The sequence below is a fragment of the Halobacterium sp. NMX12-1 genome, assembly GCF_040435975.1.
Lineage (GTDB): Archaea > Halobacteriota > Halobacteria > Halobacteriales > Halobacteriaceae > Halobacterium > Halobacterium hubeiense.
The window spans coordinates 809359-825458 of the sequence record NZ_CP159204.1 but is presented as its reverse complement, the minus strand read 5'-3'; the positions used below and the strand labels follow the sequence as shown (position 1 = coordinate 825458).

Genomic DNA, 16100 nt, shown 5'->3' with positions numbered 1-16100 from the left:
TGTAGCGTATCTGAAAGCGCATATGGAAGGCGAGCAGACGCGCGTCGGCGTCGTCGGGCTGGGGTACGTCGGCCTGCCGCTTGCGCTCGCGATGCACGACGCGGGCTACGACGTCGTCGGCGTCGATGTCGACGCCGACAAGGTCGAACGACTCCGCAGTGGCGAATCAACGGCTAACGACATTACTGACGAAAGAGTCGCCGAAGCTTCGCTCAATGGCCTGACGTTCACTACCGACTACGACCAGCTCGCGGACGTTGATGGTGTCTCAATTTGCGTGCCGACGCCGCTCCGGAAAACCGACACGCCGGATCTCTCGTACGTTCTCGACGCTGCCGAACGACTCGCACCGGTCGTCGACGACTGCACGGTCGTTCTCGAAAGCACCGTCTACCCGGGCGCAACCAAGGAGGCCGTCGCTGACGTCCTCGCGGAGAACGGGACGGTTGTCGGTGAGGACATCTATCTCGCGTTCTCGCCCGAGCGCATCGACCCCGGCAACGAGGAGTACGGCCCGACGGACATCCCGAAAGTCCTCGGCGGCGTCACCCCGGAGTGTGGCGACCGCGCGGAAGCGCTCTACGCACCCGTCTTCGACGAGGTCGTCCGCGTCGACTCCTCGACGGAAGCCGAACTCGTCAAACTCCTCGAAAACACGTTCCGCGCGGTGAACATCGGCCTCATCAACGAGCTCGCACAAATCGCCCACGAGCTCGATGTCGACATCTGGAACGCCATCGAAGCTGCCGAGACGAAACCGTTCGGTTTCATGCCGTTCTATCCCGGTCCCGGCCTGGGCGGACACTGCATCCCCATCGACCCGTTCTATCTCTCCTGGAAGGCCGACCAGCACGGCGTCGACACGCGCTTCATCGATCTCGCGGACACGGTCAACCGCGAGATGCCCCAGCACGTCGTCCAGCGCGTCGTCGAACAACTCAACGACCGCGGCACTGCGCTGTCAAACGCGAATGTCCTCGTCGTCGGCGCCGCCTACAAGCCCGATGTTTCGGATGTCCGCGAGTCCCCGGCAATCGACATCATTACCGAACTCGACGACTGGAACGCAACCGTCGACTACCACGACCCCCACGTTCCCAAACTCGATGTCGGTGCAACGACCTACGAGTCGGTCCCACTGACTGACGACCGGCTCAACGACGCGGATTGCGTCCTCGTCGTTACGGACCACTCGACGCTAGATGTCGACCGGCTCGTCGACGAGTCGACGCTCCTGTTCGACGCGCGGAACGCGACCAGCCACCGGGACGACGACCACGTCGTCCGGCTCTAAATTCCGGACTGTCCCTGAGTCTCCTCCTCGATACTTTCGGGCACGACCGGTGTCGTGGTTGACCCTGCTGTCGCACGAACCGGGTTCGAACTACCTGGGGAGAACGCCAGTCCTTTTGAGAAGGGATGCGTGTGGTTAGGTACCCTCGCTACATGTCTTCGACGTCTCTCTACGTATTTATTGACGAGAGTGGCCATCATGCAACCGGGAAACACTACTCGGTTGCGGCGGCGTGGTGTCTTTCTGATCGCGCACGAACGATGCGCGTCCTCGAAGCGACGCGAGATAGGATGGCAGACCACATCGGTGCTACCGGCGAACTCAAGGGAGCGTCCACGCCACCGTCAAAACTCGACTCCGTTATTCCGTCGATGACAGACTACGGTTTCCGTGATAGCTCGGTCGTACACAAACGAGTCCCGTGGGCGACTGAGGAACCGATTCGGCACACGATTCACGATGCGAATCCGGCCGTCGCGAAGCAAGTAATCGGAGATATAACCGGACAGCCACTAGACGCTCCCGAACTCCTGCAGACGCTCGCACTCTCTCGCGTCCTCAACCCGTTGTTCTACCCAGACCGGCTGGACGCATCCGTCTTCGACGAGGCGATCATTATTCTTGATTCAGAGACGTGGCAGCACCCCGCTACGCGATTAGCGGAATCGATCGATGCTGCCGGCGCCGACGTGCCTGACGCGCTCACCTTTGAAACTCGAGACAGCCAGTCGACGCCCGGAATTCAGATCGCGGACCTAGCGGCGTACTCGTGGCTTCGACACCGGAAGGTCGGCGACTGTAAAGCAGCTGTCCGAGCGATTAAGAACCGACAGCTAGCGGATTACTGACGCAGAAACCTACCGGACAGCAACAGGAGGCTCATACCCCTTCAGAGAGGGATCATCGTCTCCTGCGCCACCCGCTCATCTCGACATACCTCTCGGAGCCCTATAAATCTACTCACGCAACATGCGCACTCGCGACGGCCGGTGTTCACTCAGCGAGCTCGTCGGCAGTTGCATCGACGAACTCCTCATCGAGTTGCTCCTTGAGCACGCGGAAGTTCGCCGCCTCCTCGTGGCCGACGACAGCCTTGAGCTCGTCGAAAGTGATGTCGTCGTCGTAGTACGCGTCTGCGAGCTCTTGTTTGAGGTCGTCGTCGTGGCTAGCGTCTCGTACGTCCTCCTGAAGCGCCGACAGAATAACCGATGTGCGGTCCGTTTCGAGTACCGTCGCCAGCGTATCCGCCTGTTGGACGACACTCTCAGGCGCCCGGAACTGGACACGCTGTTTCTCCCTCGTCTCCGAACCCATATGTGTACGTTGTGAGCTATCCGCGCAAAGAACTGTCGCCCAGTCACGAACGTAGCCAGCATGATACTTGACAGTCGACTGTTCGAAGTCGACAGACTAACCCCGAACCGTGGAAAACCAGCATGCATGCCCACCGCACTCGTTACTGGCGTCGCGGGGTTCATCGGATCGAACCTCGCTGACGCGCTGCTCGACCGTGGCTACGCTGTTCGCGGCGTCGACAACTTTGAAACCGGACGCGAGCAGAACCTCGAAGCCCTGCATGCGGACGACGACTTCACCTTCCACGAGGCAGACATCCGAGACGCCGAAACTATCGCCGACGTCACCGAAGGCGTTGACTACGTCTTCCATCAGGCAGCCGTTCCCTCGGTCCCCCGGAGCGTCGAGGACCCCGTCACCAGTACGGACGCCAACTGTACGGGAACGGCAACGGTCCTAGATGCTGCCCGCAAGGCCGACGTCGACACCGCTGTCGTTGCGTCCTCCTCGTCGATCTATGGCTCGACAGAACAGCTCCCGAAAGTCGAATCGATGACCGAACAGCCCGAATCCCCGTATGCACTCTCGAAATACTATACGGAGAAACTCGCACTTCAGGCCGGCGACCTCTATAACATCGACACGACGGCACTTCGCTACTTCAACATTTTCGGCCCGCGGCAGGACCCCAACGGCGACTACGCCGCGGTTATCCCGAAATTCATCTCCCTAATGCTCGACGGTGAACGCCCCGTCATCTACGGTGACGGCGAGCAGTCCCGTGACTTCACGTTCATCGACAACGCCGTCCAAGCGAACATCCTCGCCGCAGAAAGCGACGTGACTGGCGAGGCGTTCAATGTTGGCTGTGGTGGCCGCGTCACGATCAACGAGCTTGTCGACACGCTCAACGACGTCCTCGACACTGACATCGATCCCGTCTACGACGACCCGCGTCCCGGCGACGTTCGTCACTCCCACGCCGACATCTCGAAAGCCGAAAAACTCCTCGGCTACGACCCGGACGTTAGCTTTGCGGAGGGGCTTGAGGCGACGATTCCGTACTATCGAGGCTAACTCCCTCAAGCCACGTCACGTCGGAATTCAGGCTGCGGAAAGAATCCGTTGGCTGATACTGGTCTGTGGCCACGACAACGCTATGATGTCCGTCGGTGGATTTGGCACCGGAGCGTTTGTATACGATGAATACGTAGTATACGCTATGGGTACGATCTCCGCTCGCGTCCCCGACGACTTGGAGGCGGAGCTCGAAGCATTCATCGACGCCGAGCGCCTCGACCGAAGCACGGCCATTCGAAAACTCCTCTCGGAGAGTCTGGACGAATGGCGGACCACCCAAGCCCTTGAGGCCCTCGAACAGGGCGAGATAACGTTTACCCGAGCGGTTGAGCTCGCGGGTGTCGACGCGTGGGAGTTCGCACGACTTGCACGCGACCGGGATATTACATGGGTCGATAGCGACCATCTTACGTCCGATCTCGACGACCTCTGATGTTCGTCTTCGACGCCACACCACTCATCTATCTCGGAACGGCCGATCAATTGCAGGTACTCAGCCACCTTGATTGCCGCCGCCTCATCCCGGAACGCGTCTACGACGAGGTCGTTACCGCTGGCGTTGACGCCGGATATCCCGACGCCCGCCGCGTCGAACAACGCGTCGATGCCGGCGAATTCGACGTCGTCTCGGCACCAGAAACCACGCTATTCGATCGTCTCAGTAACAATCCAAACGTCAGCAACGCCGACGTTGCTGTCCTTACACTTGCGGCCGACCGGAATGCCACCGCTGTGATGGATGACGCCTACGGCCGTGATATTGCCGACGTTGAAGGTATTAACACTAGAGGAACAGCCTACCTCCTCCTCTCGCTCGTCCGCGACGACAGGCTCTCGGCCACGGACGCACGTGCGACCCTCGACGAAATGCTCGAAGCTGGCTGGTACTGTCAGCCAGACCTCTACGCCCGCCTCCTCACGAAACTCGACGAACTCGGGTGAACGGCAATGCTTCCTCGCTACCGCAAGATGGTCCGGGGCCGTTTGCCGCTTCCACGCTGCTGTTCCGAACCCCAAGGAACTTCTGAGGACTGTCCGGCCGTTCGTTTTGTGGATGGACGTGCGAAGACAATTCCGTCCGACCACGAGTATTAACCAACACAGCTTGCGATTCCGCCGTTTCTGTTGGTTAACACGTGAATCGACGCGCCGAGTTCGAACACGCACCGTACAGTTCATCCCGAAGGCGCTCAGCACGACTTTGGTGATTGCTGTCGTGCTGGGCGTATCAGAATCCGTTCGCTACGATGTCGAAGGCGGTTTCCCCGTTATTGACGTACTGGGCAAACAGTACCCGCGTTTGTCGTGGCAACTGTAGATCTCTAGGGCCGAACCGATTTGGTGTCGCTCCACCGTGAAGTGAGGAACCTGTTCCAGCAGCCATCTCGACGCATCATCGTCGCCGACGAACGCTGTCTTCCGGAATCGTTTAGTTGTCCTGTCGACCACTCACGATAACATGACTGGTGGTCTTTATGCAGTTGCTTGACGACGAGGGTAATCTCTTCGGCGTCGTCAACGTCGTCGACGCGCTCGTCGTCCTCTTCGTCCTCACAGTCGTCGCTGCGGGCGCCGCGTTCGTCCTCCAGCCCGATCCCGAACCCGCACCGGAACCAGACCGCGTCACCATGGATGCAACCCTGGATCTGGGCACACAGCCGAGCTACCTCATCGAGGAGCTCGAGGCCGGCGACACGTATTCGCCGTCCGATGACACAGAACTCGAAATCACTGACGTCCACCTCGCCCCCCAGGGAGATAGCACGCGCGTTATCCTCGGCGTGACGCTCAGCGGCCCCGCCGCAGAGGATACCATCACGTACGCGGGCGCGCCGCCACGCGTCGGCCGCAGCCTCGACATCCAGACATCGACGTACCAAGTCTCAGGGACGCTTCGCTATCTCGGTTCTGGCCCCCAGACAACCACCACCGAGGTCGTCATCGAGGACACGGTCAGCACCGACACAGCCACCACCATCGAACCGGGCGACACGTACACGCTCGGCGGCACGGAAATCGCGACCGTCGAATCCGTGCATGCCTACGGCACGGAAACCACGGACCGCAAACGCGTCCTCGTCGGTCTCTCCCTCGCCACGCTCCAGGATGACGGCGACGTGCGCTTCGGCGGCACCACCGTCACCGAGGGCACGACCATCCCTGTCCGGACGAGCGAATACTCGCTCGCTGGCTCCATCCAGCGCGTTGGCATCACCGACCCCCAAGGGGAGATGGCAACGCGTACGATGACCCTCCAGTTGGAGGACGTCCCGCCAGCCAAAGCGGACAGCATCCACACGGGGCTGACCGAAACCGTCCGCGGCACTACCATCGCCGACATCACAAATGTGGACCGCGAGGCTGCGACGGTCATCCTCACGAGCCGCGACGGCAACATCTACGAGCGCGAGCACCCCGTGAATCAGGACCTCACGCTCACTGCTGACCTCACCGTCCGCGAAACCGAGACGGGCGTGACGTTCAAGGGCCGCACGATCCAGCAGGGAAGCACCGTCACGCTTGATCTCGGTACAACGACCGTCCGCGCGACTGTCGTTTCAACGTAGATGCCCACCAACTCGAGTCCAAATGCCGACGACGCACGCTCCACCATTGAGCGCGTGCTCGATGGGTCTCATGTCGCTGATGCCGTCCAGCGCGCCTCAACTTCGATCGGTCGCTGGCTAGAGTCGACGGGCACCCGCCTCACGCGCGTCGTCCAGGGGTCGTTCCTCTACCGCTGGCTCACCGCCGAACCCGATCCCGACGTCATCGTGATCGACCTCCGGGAGACGTACACGGTTGGGCCGTTCATCGCCATCCTCGATCGTATCGTAGAAACGTTCGTCCCCTACTACCGGCAGTCCCTGCTCAAGCGCGGTATCGACGCGCTTACTGCACTCGCAGCCCGCGCCGCGGACACGCGGCCCGGTCGGCTGCTCGTGGCGCTCTTTGAGCCACCGGAACCGCCAGACCACTCCGACCAACGGGGCGACGACTGCGATCCTGAGAAATCGCGAAAAGAGTAACACCTCGGCGTAAAGGCGGATTCCCCTCTCGCCGGATAATCGCGAGTACGAGTCGAAACCCACGGCTTCCGCTGTGAGAGGCAGTCAACGGTTCCGGTCGATCCACGTACAGAAGATGTCGAAGTTCTCTGCGCCCGCGCTCTCAGCGATATCTCGCAGTGTCCCGATGCTCACGGAGTCGTGTAGTGGGGCCGTAACGATTCGCGGGTCCGTCTCGTGGTGGCTTGGTGGATCCCACCGAAGAATCAGATGGTCACCGGTCGTTCGCACGTGCTCAAACCCGCCCGTATTGACGAGGACTCGGTAAATGTCTTCCCCGGAGAAATCCCGAGTCGTCATTCCAGGACATCCGGCAGGTCGTCGCGTTGACTGCGTGCAACCTCCGGGTCAACACCCAACTCCTGAATTTCGTCGTCGGTTGGCTCGTGGCCACCGTCGCCGTGAACCGCTGCGACGATATCGTCGAGGGCGTCAAGTGCGGCGTTCCGCGTTGCACCCTGCGCGGACAACTCGCGGTCGAGATCACGAGCAGTCCATCGACCGTCGGGATTCTGGATGAGACGAATGTCCCGACGACGAGCGTCGTCCCGGTTGGCCTTCGTCGCCATTACTACGTTGTACTAGCCGCCACCGGATAAATCTGTCCTGGAAACCATCCTTTCGGCCTATTCCCGCTCCAGCCGGAGCAATAGACATGCGATCTACAGGCGGAGCAGGCCGAGTGCCTCGGGGCTTGACCCCGAGGCGGTTCACAGGTGGCTGAGCGCTGAACCCGACCCCGACGTCATCGTCATCGACCTCCGGGAGACGTACACGGTCGGCCCGTTCATCGCCATCCGTGATCGCGTCGTGGAGACGCTCGTCCCCTACTACCGGCAGTCCCTCCTCAAGCGCGGTGTCGACACAGTCGACGCGCTCGCAGCCCGCGCCGCAGATACGCGCCCCGGTCAGCTGCTCGTCGCGCTCTTCGAGCCGCCCGAACAGCGCGACGAACCGGGCAACGACCGCGACGACGAGTGATTGTGGGGCCACATGTGGCGTAACATGTATTCGGAGAGAAGTTGTATGTACGCGTATGGCCGCCGAACAGCTACCTGAAGAAACCAAAGTCAGTGACCGGGGAATGGTCACGATTCCAGCCGCACTCCGGCAACGACTCGATATTGAGGCTGGCGACAAACTCCGCTGGCACGTCGACGAAGACGGCGACCTCTCCGTGGAGGTAGTTCAACAGCGCTACGGAGCCTTCGAAAACGACGACGTGAAGGCTTCGATGGGCGGTGACAGTATCGACACGCACGACCTCGCCGGACACGAGGAGGATTCGACATTCACGGAGGACGCCTGAATGGCAGTCGCCGCGCTTGACTCGAATATTCTTATCGACTACAAGGACACGAGCGCCGGCGGTCGCCACGAACGAGCAGAGAACATAATCTACGCAATCGATGCTGGTGATCTCCCTACTGCTAGAGTTACGAACTACGTCCTCCTAGAGTCACTCAACTGGATACACGAACGCCAACGCCACGATATCGCAGTTGACCTCCGCCATCGTCTCTCCAAATCAGCCGGCTTCGAACTTGTTCACGCCGCCCAGACAGACTTCCACCGCGCTGTCGAGCTTTTCGAAACCTACGACAAGCTTGCCTTCGGCGATGCCTCCATCGCCGCCTATCTGGAACGAAGCGACATCGAGTATCTGTACTCCTTTGACGACGACTTCGATGTTCTCGAAGACATCACCCGGCTAGATACCGCAGAAAACCCCTTCAACTAACGTTCCCCACATTCGACTCTGGTCGTTTCTCAATCCACTACTGTTTTCTTCCCGGTTACGAATCTCCGGTCGTGCGCAGCATTCCGTTCCCGCTCGTTCCCCGCTGGCTCCGATACGCCGGCGTGCTTGGCGTCGCTGGCTTTCTCCTCTACTACTCCGTCCTGTCGGCACCGCCCGTAACCCCACCAAACCCGGGCCCGTGGTGGGATAAGAAACTCCACGTTGTCGCGTACCTCGGACTTGGACTCGCGCTGGCGTACGCGACCGCACACCTCCGCGACCGCATCTGGACGCGCATCGCCGTCGTCCTCGTACTCGCCGTCGGCTACGGCCTCCTCATCGAGGGCATTCAGGGGACGCAGCCGAACCGCTACGCCTCCCTGAATGACGCCCTCGCGAACGTCATCGGCGCACTGCTGGCCAGCGCGTGGTTCCTCATCGAACGTCGCCTGCGGTACGTGCGCCCGCTCGACGACGAACCGGTCGAGTTTGAGTAATCAGAGTACCAAGACGCCACCGACGATTGCGACAGCTCCGAGCCCGACACAGACGCCCCAGAAGGGGACGCGTTCGACGACGCGCATCAACGCGTCAATCGTGAGGTAGCCGACGATGGCGGCGCTGGCGATCGCCGCAGCCCCACTACCGAACGTCACGCCACCCAACCCGGTGTCGAGGGCGGCGAGCAGCCCACCACCGACGGCTGCGGGAATCGATAGGAGGAACGAGAGCCGGAACGACGCCGGCCCCTCGTGGCCGCGCAGCAACAACACGCCCGTCGTCGACCCCGACCGCGACACGCCCGGGAGAATCGCGACGCCCTGCGCAACGCCCACGAGGACGCCATCCACGAGCCCGGGCTGTGTCGTTGGCGTCCGATCAACAGCCGTCGAGAGCCGCTGGAACGCGCCGGTCGCGACGAGCAACACGCCGATCACGACGACGACCATCCCACCAGTGAGCGCGGAGACGACCTCCTCCAACACCGCGTACGACGCAAGTCCGACTACGCCCGAGACGAGCGTCGCCACACCGAGGAACGTTGTTGAGGCGTGCGTCTCCCCGGTTGCATGTCGTGGCCGCCACGTCCGGAGCAACGCGAGCTCCTCGCGAATCTCGGCCCGATAGTACAGAGTGGCGGACAGCGCCGTCCCGAGATGCAAGAATAATGCGAACGCAACCGCCTGCTCGGGGTTCTCTCCGAGCCACGACAGCGCCACCGTGATGTTGCCCTCACTAGAGATTGGGAGCCACTCGAAGATCCCTTGGAGGACACCGACGACGATGGCCACCAGCAGTGACCGAGCCATACCTGACGTGGCCGCTACGCTCGCAAGTACATTCCGATGGCCGTTCAGCTAGTGGGCACGAGCGCCGTTCCAGCCAGAGTTTGGTGTGGTCCACTTGGCGTGTTCTCCGACCGCACCGATCCCGTCGTCGCCAACAGTCGCTCGCCCACACGCCACGCGGACGACCACGTCGTCAGTCGCCTCTACACCCGGCGCGTTACATTGAATGCATTTGCTGCCGGCGCTCCGCGCGCCCCGCGGATAGAGAGTCCGTTTCGTCTGTCTTTTCGGCGGGAACGAATTTACTCGGGTTGTTACTATCCCACCAGCAGGTTTTTAGTATTCCGCGGAAATTAAAACACATGGCAGAATCCGCTGTATCGCATTCACACCCGCTCGATACGATGTTGGCAGTCTCCGACGTGGTTCAGAGTGAGAGACTCGCTCAACTCTACACTCGCGTCCTTGAACTCGACTCACCGACTGTCGAGGAGTTGGCTGAAGGGCTCGAGAGTTCGACGACAACAGTTTATGAAGATGTCAAACACCTCGTGGATATCGGTCTAATTGAGCGTGTTACGGATACACAGCCGCACCGATACCGAGCCCGTCAGGTCGATATGACTATCCAGGCGGGTGGGGAGACGTTCCAGATCACCCCGACACTACTCGTCGCCCTTGCGGAAAGCCAGTCGAACGAGAACCTCAGACTCTATATTGACCGCCACGGCGTCAGCGGACTCGCGACGGCGATTGAGTATGCTCGGGCGTACACACAGTCGAAAATGAACGCGCGAATCATGGCTCGTGAACAAGAGATCCCCGTTCTCGAGGCAGAGACCATCCTTCAGGAGCTTCAAGAGATCATTCTGGAGACCGAGCCCGACCTCTCTCCGAGTCTCGATCTCGAGGAGCTTGACGCCGACGTAGATGAACGAATGGACGAATAGTATCCGTGTCAGCGCAACTCTTCCCGTCTGTCGAGGGCCACATCATCGATGCGAATCTCTTCATCCGGTTTGAGCGCCACGAGACCATTGATTTGCTCGAGCGGGCTGTCACCGAACATGGTATTGTTCTACTCCTGCCCACGCGGGTATACGAAGAACTCACGCCCGAATCGTATCCCTACGGGACTCCTCCTATCGAGGATGCGATTGAAGCTGGCTGGGTTCGGATTCTTGAGGAGGTTGCCTATTCCAATCCGGTCGTCTCAGCGACGATGGATATGGTTCGTCAGTACATCTCTGCCGCCTCTGATCGACCCGAGCACACAATCGAACAAGCAGACGCGGAAGTTGGCGGGGCGGCGGCAACACTTCTGGAACAGGGCCACACGGAATCAATCGCCATCTACACAAACGACTTACCAGCCTTCCGCGGGATCGAGCGTGCGCTCTCACAGCACGGCTACGAAAACTCGGTACAACTCGTCAAGGCCTTCGACTTCGTCAAGTCTGTCGAAAATAGATACCAGTTCTCTGGGTGAGATCACAGCACGGATGAGACGAACCGTGCTACCTCGCGGATTGAAGAGTGTGATGTCGTTGCTGCCCGGCTATTACCGCTGTGAAGGTCCATCAGACCGGACCAAGGGGCGGAAGACAGACGAAATGTACGCTCTAAATCCTCACAGATATACTTGCGAACAGAGCATATATTTGGACGTAGTGCGTTAGGAGTGGTATGAGCGAGTTCGATCCGGCGCCAGGAGCCGACAACGACGACGCGTTCCAGCGCTGGCAGGCTGACACGGACACCTTTGACCGTGTCTATGATGTCGTCCTCGGCGTCACCACACCGACGACGTACCGTGTTATTGCGGAGCGAGCGGACTGTTCGGCGAATGCCGCGAAAAAACACCTCGACCGGCTCACGGAGATGGGTGTCGTCCGGAAAGACGAACAGAGCCGGCCGGCGCGCTACGAACGCGATGACGGCTATCTTGAGTGGCAGGAAGCGAGGCGCATCGCCCGCGAACTCTCGGTTGAGGAGATCATCGACCGCGTCGCCGATCTTGAAGCCGAACAACAAACCTACGAGCAGCGCTTCGAGACCGCTGACCCGGAATCTGTCACCGTCTTCGAGCTAGACGACCATGAGGCACTCCACGAACGCATGCAAGCGGTGAGTGAGTGGCAAGCCACCACGCGTGATCTTCGCCTCTACGAACTCGCCCGCCAACTCGCCCAAAACGACGGCCACCTCATCCCCGCCTGATGTGTCCGCCGGCCGACTCTCCCACCGCGACTGGCCCACCGGATCGACACACACTCCGCCTCCTCGAACGCCACCTCGCACGCGAGGATCTCATCGCCAACACCGCCTTCGACCCCAATCCCCACGAACCACGGCTCCTCCATGCACACTTCGACACGACCCACTACCCGGCGTCAACGACTGCCGTCCGATTAGACGTTCGGTGGTTCACGACCGGCGACTTCTCGTTGCACTACGTCGAAACCAGCACGGACGCCCAATGGGAGTGCCGATGGGATCGCCATCCGAATCCCCACAATACACGAGTGCACTTCCACTACCCCCCAGACAGCGACGACGTCACCGACCTGTCTCTCCCATCTCACCACCCACTTGAGGTGTACTCAACCGTCCTCGACGCCATCGAACAACGGCTCACCGACCACTGGGAGTGAACAGTAGGGGTACCAGACCGGCCTGGTGACCTCCTCCTCGCCGTAAACGGCGAGGCTTCCCGAACCGCACCGCAGCGTTGGGATATTTGCCGGTTTACGGTCGCACCTGTTCTTGTGGGGCGACTTGCCCCGTGGATTTATCGAACAGGCGGACCGCTGGCTGGGCCAGACAGCCGTTACTCCTATCCCGTGAGGGATTCGGAGTTACCGTCGCTCGCATATTCTCCGCCGCGTTCAGGTCACTATTGGCGACCAACTCGCAGTTCTCACAAACGTACAACCCACGTTCAACACGGTTTGCATCCGCTTTCATCCCGCACTCACAGCATGTTATGGACGTGGCCAACTCGTACTCGTCAACCCGTTTGACGTCAATTCCGCGCTCTTCGGCCTTGTACTCGATTTGGTGAATCAGTGTGTCAAACGCCCAATCGTGCAGACGTTTGTTCCCGTGTCTTCCCCAGTCTTCCTCCCTGCGGATGTTTTCGGGGTGGCCGACCGCTATCGTGCCGACACCTCGATCAGCGCACTGCGCAACAATATCTTTCGACACTGCGTGCAGGAAGTGGTTCTGCCGTCGAAACTTCTTCTGGCGTGCCCACTCCGCATGGTTGCTAGGGCCATCCGTTCCTTCTGTCTCGTATTCCTGCTGGCGGAAGTAGTGAGCGTCTTCTTTGAGTGCGTTCCCCGGATACAGCAGAGTCTCATCGCCAACCGAGACAGCTGCCGTGTTGCAGATGCCGAGGTCAACACCAGCCGTCTTCTCACCAGACGTGTCGTCTGTGTTGATGACGACTTTGCAGACGAAATGCAGTTCCCAGTGGTCGCCAGTCCAGACGATGCGGACCTGCTGGACAGCTTCGACGTCGGTGAGATCGATGTCTGGACCGGTGTCGTACTCACAGAGGATGAAATCGCTCCATCCGTCTTTCAGGTTCTTCCCTTTGGACAGGCGGACTTGTTGGTGTTTGGTGTCGAGTTTGAAGCCGTCTTCTTTGAACGTGATCGTGCTGCGCGGTCGCTGGTCGCCGTGTTTGCGGTAGCCCGGTGGGTTTGCGTCCGGGTCGTCCTGTTCGAACCAGGAGTGGAAAGCGCCAGCCAATTCTTCGACGATTGCCTGGCTTGATTGGGCGTTCAAATCGTTCCAGCAGCCCTGGTTCTTCATGTAGGACTTGAGCGGTCCTTCGTCAGGTATCTCACCGGTTTCGTCCCAGATGCGGCTGGTGGTCCACCGAGCAACGTTCCAGATTTTACTCCCTGAGCGTCCGAGTGAATCCAGGTCACGGACGACACCCTCACGGTCGTTGGTGAGTGCCGCCGTGATAGTGCGCGTTGTGACCAGATCCACTATACATAGCCTATGAAATCAGAGTGACTTAATGACTGGGTCCTTGGATGAATATCCAGCTAGCTCTCATCACAGCTATTGCGTAGGGAAGTGACGCGATTCACGCCCGCCGTAAACGGCGGGATTCTCTCGCTGAATCTACGATCGCTCCCGAAGTGTTTAGTCATTCACCGGCCTAAGATCGAGTATGGCGCAAGCGGATGCCGGCAATGGAGAGTCACCACGCCGACAGATTCACCTCGTTGAGGAAGCTGACGGAACGTGGTCCGCCATCGATGAGGGTACCGGGGTAGCCAGCCAGGGGACAACGCGGGCCGAAGCACTGGCGAACCTCGACGAGGCCGTGGCACTCCATGAGGGCGAGATTGGGGAGCCAGTAACTGACGCTGATCTGCGAGACCTCGGGCTCGACCCTGACACAGTCCCAGACGAGCCCCAGGAACCGGATGCGCCGTGGTTTTCTGAGTAGTTGTGCCGGCTCCGTATTCATCCAAGGAACTCGTTGCAGCACTCACAGAGATGGGGTACCAGCCGGTCGACCGGGCCGGCAGCCATCTCAAACTTCGATACGTACATCCGGAGACCGACGAGATTCGAAATGTGACGGTTCCGATGGGCAAAGAGATCAGCGGCGATACACTCCGCAATATTGCCAGCCAGTGTGGCGCGGACGACTTCCAAGCGTGGTGCAACTGGATCGACGATCTTCTGTGAACCACCCCGCCCTACTCGCTCCCTTCGGTCGCTCCTCGGGGACGGGGGCTTAGCGCCTAAGTCCAGCTAAATTTCGAGTCGTATACTGCACTTAGTCGACTCCTCAGCCCGAAGAACCTAGAGCTGCTGGAGACGACCTCCGAGCGCGACCCAGAGAGCATCAGCGAAGCTGCCGAACTGGTGGACCGAGACTACGAACAAGTCCACCAGAACCGTTCTGAACGCGAAGATCTCGGCGGCATCACACCGGCCAAGCGAAGCAGCCGAAGTTGGCCTACGACGGCCTCGAAATCGACATCGCCTTTGCAGGGGCGAACGGGAGCGCCAGCACAGCGGCCCCCTGAACGACCCGCTCCGACTCGATCAGGGCTAACGCCGTTCATTCCTTGCGTACAGGCACGCACAGCGAGACTTGAGCCTCAGATGGTCGCAAACTCGACCGGGATTCCCGCGTCTTCAGGCGCGGGAGGAAATGATGACTGTCTGGGTGTTGACTGGTAGTGTTCAGATTAGCTGATTCCATGCGAAGGCGAACGCTTGCAGCCAATTTTCGACAGTATCTGCTTCGGCGTGACTGAAACAGTTTGAGAACTGGTTGGTTCGGCGTTTTAGTTCTCGGAAAACACGTTCGATGCTGTTCCGATTACCGTGTTTTTCGTATCGGTAATCGAGGCCGTGTCGATGGAGTGCTGCTTGGAGCCACGGTGCAGAATCGACGAGAAAGACTGCGTCATCGACGAGATGTTTCTCGCGGAGTTCCGCAAGAAACATCTCGGTGATCGCTTGATTTCTCGTCGGAGCGAGCGTGACGTGCAGCAAGCGGTTGGTGTCGGGATTGACTGCGGCGTACAGCCAGAATCGTTCGTCGTTGAGTTGGATCACGGTCTCGTCGACCGCGACGTGATCCGGGTTCGCGCCATTGAGGGGCTGTAGGTCGGCCTTCTGCACCCAGTTGTGAACGGTGGTTCGACAGCGTTCGACACCCAACCTATCGAGAATTGAAACGGTATCCGAAAGTGATAGTCCGGCCAGATGGAGTCGGATACCGAGCTTCATCGCCGGCTCGGGTGTCGCCTCTCGCTCCAGAAAATCTAACTCGAAGCAGTCGCTACCACCGTCGAGGCGGGCGATTTCGAGCATAGACCACTCAAAAATCGTTCCGCCTCACTCTTCATCCTTATCTGAACACCGCCGTCGTGCTGGACCAAAAAGCAAAGTTGTGTCAACGCTAACGTCAACGTACGATGGGCGCTGCCAACGAACAGATTCGCGTCAGCGAGACCGTCAAACAGAAGATCGAACGCCATCGACGCGAGGGCGAGAGTTACAACGACGCGCTTGAACGCTTGCTCGCTGAGGCGGATACTGGCGACTTCTATGACGGCTTCGGTCGGTGGTCCGACGAGGACGCCGACCGCGTCAGGGAGCGTCGTCAGGAGGCGAAGGAGGCTCGGAAGGAGCGGATGCGCGAACGGACTGAGGACGCTGCATGAAGGTTCTCGATACGACGTTCTTCATCGATTACTTGGACGGGCTTGAGTCAACACGTGAGTTCTACGAAATGCATGATCACCTACCTCGGCGTGAACGCCGAGGTTTGTCGGTGGACTCCCAGT

At 59.9% G+C, this 16100-nt stretch carries 24 protein-coding genes and 1 pseudogene; 19 read left to right on the top strand and 6 right to left on the bottom strand.

The window, feature by feature from the left end; all coding sequences use genetic code 11:
• Positions 1 to 22: 22 nt before the first annotated feature.
• Both ABSL23_RS05845 and ABSL23_RS05840 read left to right on the top strand, forming a co-directional pair.
• Positions 23 to 1294: a nucleotide sugar dehydrogenase gene (locus tag ABSL23_RS05845; RefSeq protein WP_353635038.1), complete on the top strand. Its 1272-nt coding sequence runs from the start codon at positions 23 to 25 to the stop codon at positions 1292 to 1294.
• Between the two features lie 125 nt (positions 1295 to 1419).
• Complete coding sequence (locus tag ABSL23_RS05840; RefSeq protein ID WP_353635037.1) at positions 1420 to 2142, top strand: DUF3800 domain-containing protein; 723 nt, start codon at positions 1420 to 1422, stop codon at positions 2140 to 2142.
• Between the two features lie 145 nt (positions 2143 to 2287).
• Here ABSL23_RS05840 and ABSL23_RS05835 read toward each other — a convergent pair whose 3' ends face one another.
• Entirely contained in the window at positions 2288 to 2608 is a 321-nt protein-coding gene (locus ABSL23_RS05835; RefSeq protein WP_353635036.1) for a hypothetical protein, read from the bottom strand.
• Positions 2609 to 2734: 126 nt separating this feature from the next.
• On the opposite strand from ABSL23_RS05835, the gene ABSL23_RS05830 reads away from it, so the two are divergent.
• The 5 genes from ABSL23_RS05830 (at position 2735) to ABSL23_RS05810 (ending at position 6699) form a co-directional block, all read left to right on the top strand.
• On the top strand, positions 2735 to 3667 hold the full coding sequence (locus ABSL23_RS05830; RefSeq protein ID WP_353635035.1) for an SDR family oxidoreductase: 933 nt from the start codon (positions 2735 to 2737) through the stop codon (positions 3665 to 3667).
• A gap of 145 nt (positions 3668 to 3812) precedes the next feature.
• Complete coding sequence (locus ABSL23_RS05825; protein ID WP_353635034.1) at positions 3813 to 4103, top strand: UPF0175 family protein; 291 nt, start codon at positions 3813 to 3815, stop codon at positions 4101 to 4103.
• On the top strand, positions 4103 to 4612 hold the full coding sequence (locus ABSL23_RS05820; protein WP_353635033.1) for a DUF3368 domain-containing protein: 510 nt from the start codon (positions 4103 to 4105) through the stop codon (positions 4610 to 4612). The genes ABSL23_RS05825 and ABSL23_RS05820 overlap by 1 nt, the downstream gene beginning before the upstream one ends.
• 533 nt (positions 4613 to 5145) lie before the next feature.
• Positions 5146 to 6237, top strand: a complete 1092-nt coding sequence (locus tag ABSL23_RS05815) for a DUF4330 family protein (RefSeq protein ID WP_353635032.1) — start codon at positions 5146 to 5148, stop codon at positions 6235 to 6237.
• Positions 6238 to 6699: a hypothetical protein gene (locus tag ABSL23_RS05810; protein WP_353635031.1), complete on the top strand. Its 462-nt coding sequence runs from the start codon at positions 6238 to 6240 to the stop codon at positions 6697 to 6699.
• A gap of 84 nt (positions 6700 to 6783) precedes the next feature.
• On the opposite strand, the gene ABSL23_RS05805 is transcribed toward ABSL23_RS05810, so the two are convergent.
• On the bottom strand, positions 6784 to 7038 hold the full coding sequence (locus ABSL23_RS05805) for a type II toxin-antitoxin system HicA family toxin (RefSeq protein ID WP_353635030.1): 255 nt from the start codon (positions 7036 to 7038) through the stop codon (positions 6784 to 6786).
• Positions 7035 to 7307, bottom strand: coding sequence for a type II toxin-antitoxin system HicB family antitoxin (locus ABSL23_RS05800; protein ID WP_353635029.1), 273 nt, complete (start codon positions 7305 to 7307; stop codon positions 7035 to 7037). Before ABSL23_RS05800 ends, ABSL23_RS05805 begins: the two co-directional genes overlap by 4 nt.
• A gap of 241 nt (positions 7308 to 7548) precedes the next feature.
• Here ABSL23_RS05800 and ABSL23_RS05795 point away from each other — a divergent pair, with 241 nt between their 5' ends.
• The 4 genes from ABSL23_RS05795 to ABSL23_RS05780 all read left to right on the top strand — a co-directional run bounded on the left by ABSL23_RS05795 (position 7549) and on the right by ABSL23_RS05780 (position 8976).
• Positions 7549 to 7719: a hypothetical protein gene (locus tag ABSL23_RS05795; protein WP_353635028.1), complete on the top strand. Its 171-nt coding sequence runs from the start codon at positions 7549 to 7551 to the stop codon at positions 7717 to 7719.
• 55 nt (positions 7720 to 7774) lie between these two features.
• Positions 7775 to 8047, top strand: a complete 273-nt coding sequence (locus ABSL23_RS05790) for an AbrB/MazE/SpoVT family DNA-binding domain-containing protein (protein WP_353635027.1) — start codon at positions 7775 to 7777, stop codon at positions 8045 to 8047.
• Positions 8048 to 8479, top strand: a complete 432-nt coding sequence (locus ABSL23_RS05785) for a PIN domain-containing protein (protein ID WP_353635026.1) — start codon at positions 8048 to 8050, stop codon at positions 8477 to 8479.
• A gap of 71 nt (positions 8480 to 8550) precedes the next feature.
• Positions 8551 to 8976, top strand: coding sequence for a VanZ family protein (locus tag ABSL23_RS05780; protein ID WP_353635025.1), 426 nt, complete (start codon positions 8551 to 8553; stop codon positions 8974 to 8976).
• Here ABSL23_RS05780 and ABSL23_RS05775 read toward each other — a convergent pair whose 3' ends face one another.
• Positions 8977 to 9789 (bottom strand): undecaprenyl-diphosphate phosphatase, encoded by an 813-nt coding sequence (locus ABSL23_RS05775; RefSeq protein WP_353635024.1) that lies wholly within the window; start codon positions 9787 to 9789, stop codon positions 8977 to 8979. It abuts the gene before it with no gap.
• Positions 9790 to 10130: 341 nt separating this feature from the next.
• On the opposite strand from ABSL23_RS05775, the gene ABSL23_RS05770 reads away from it, so the two are divergent.
• The 4 genes from ABSL23_RS05770 (at position 10131) to ABSL23_RS05755 (ending at position 12422) form a co-directional block, all read left to right on the top strand.
• On the top strand, positions 10131 to 10718 hold the full coding sequence (locus tag ABSL23_RS05770) for a helix-turn-helix domain-containing protein (RefSeq protein WP_353635023.1): 588 nt from the start codon (positions 10131 to 10133) through the stop codon (positions 10716 to 10718).
• 5 nt (positions 10719 to 10723) lie between these two features.
• Positions 10724 to 11257, top strand: coding sequence for a hypothetical protein (locus tag ABSL23_RS05765; RefSeq protein ID WP_353635022.1), 534 nt, complete (start codon positions 10724 to 10726; stop codon positions 11255 to 11257).
• A gap of 197 nt (positions 11258 to 11454) precedes the next feature.
• On the top strand, positions 11455 to 11988 hold the full coding sequence (locus tag ABSL23_RS05760) for a sugar-specific transcriptional regulator TrmB (RefSeq protein WP_353635021.1): 534 nt from the start codon (positions 11455 to 11457) through the stop codon (positions 11986 to 11988).
• Positions 11988 to 12422 carry a hypothetical protein gene (locus ABSL23_RS05755; protein WP_353635020.1) on the top strand — a complete coding sequence of 145 codons (435 nt, stop codon included), beginning with the start codon at positions 11988 to 11990 and terminating at the stop codon, positions 12420 to 12422. Before ABSL23_RS05760 ends, ABSL23_RS05755 begins: the two co-directional genes overlap by 1 nt.
• A 94-nt stretch (positions 12423 to 12516) precedes the next feature.
• On the opposite strand, the gene ABSL23_RS05750 is transcribed toward ABSL23_RS05755, so the two are convergent.
• Entirely contained in the window at positions 12517 to 13773 is a 1257-nt protein-coding gene (locus tag ABSL23_RS05750; protein ID WP_353635356.1) for a transposase, read from the bottom strand.
• A 184-nt stretch (positions 13774 to 13957) separates the two neighbouring features.
• Here ABSL23_RS05750 and ABSL23_RS05745 point away from each other — a divergent pair, with 184 nt between their 5' ends.
• The 3 genes and pseudogenes from ABSL23_RS05745 to ABSL23_RS05735 all read left to right on the top strand — a co-directional run.
• Positions 13958 to 14239, top strand: coding sequence for a type II toxin-antitoxin system HicB family antitoxin (locus tag ABSL23_RS05745; RefSeq protein WP_353635019.1), 282 nt, complete (start codon positions 13958 to 13960; stop codon positions 14237 to 14239).
• 50 nt (positions 14240 to 14289) lie between these two features.
• Positions 14290 to 14484 carry a type II toxin-antitoxin system HicA family toxin gene (locus tag ABSL23_RS05740; RefSeq protein ID WP_353635018.1) on the top strand — a complete coding sequence of 65 codons (195 nt, stop codon included), beginning with the start codon at positions 14290 to 14292 and terminating at the stop codon, positions 14482 to 14484.
• Positions 14485 to 14550: 66 nt separating this feature from the next.
• Positions 14551 to 14828, top strand: a pseudogene (locus ABSL23_RS05735) (transcriptional regulator); the annotation flags it as partial.
• 160 nt (positions 14829 to 14988) lie between these two features.
• On the opposite strand, the gene ABSL23_RS05730 reads toward ABSL23_RS05735, so the two are convergent.
• On the bottom strand, positions 14989 to 15624 hold the full coding sequence (locus ABSL23_RS05730; RefSeq protein WP_353633913.1) for an IS6 family transposase: 636 nt from the start codon (positions 15622 to 15624) through the stop codon (positions 14989 to 14991).
• A 104-nt stretch (positions 15625 to 15728) separates the two neighbouring features.
• Between ABSL23_RS05730 and ABSL23_RS05725 the strand changes: the two genes are divergently transcribed.
• The gene (locus tag ABSL23_RS05725) at positions 15729 to 15977 is read left to right on the top strand and encodes an antitoxin VapB family protein (protein WP_353635017.1); all 249 of its coding nucleotides are present in this window, start codon (positions 15729 to 15731) and stop codon (positions 15975 to 15977) included.
• The last annotated feature ends 123 nt before the right edge of the window (positions 15978 to 16100 follow it).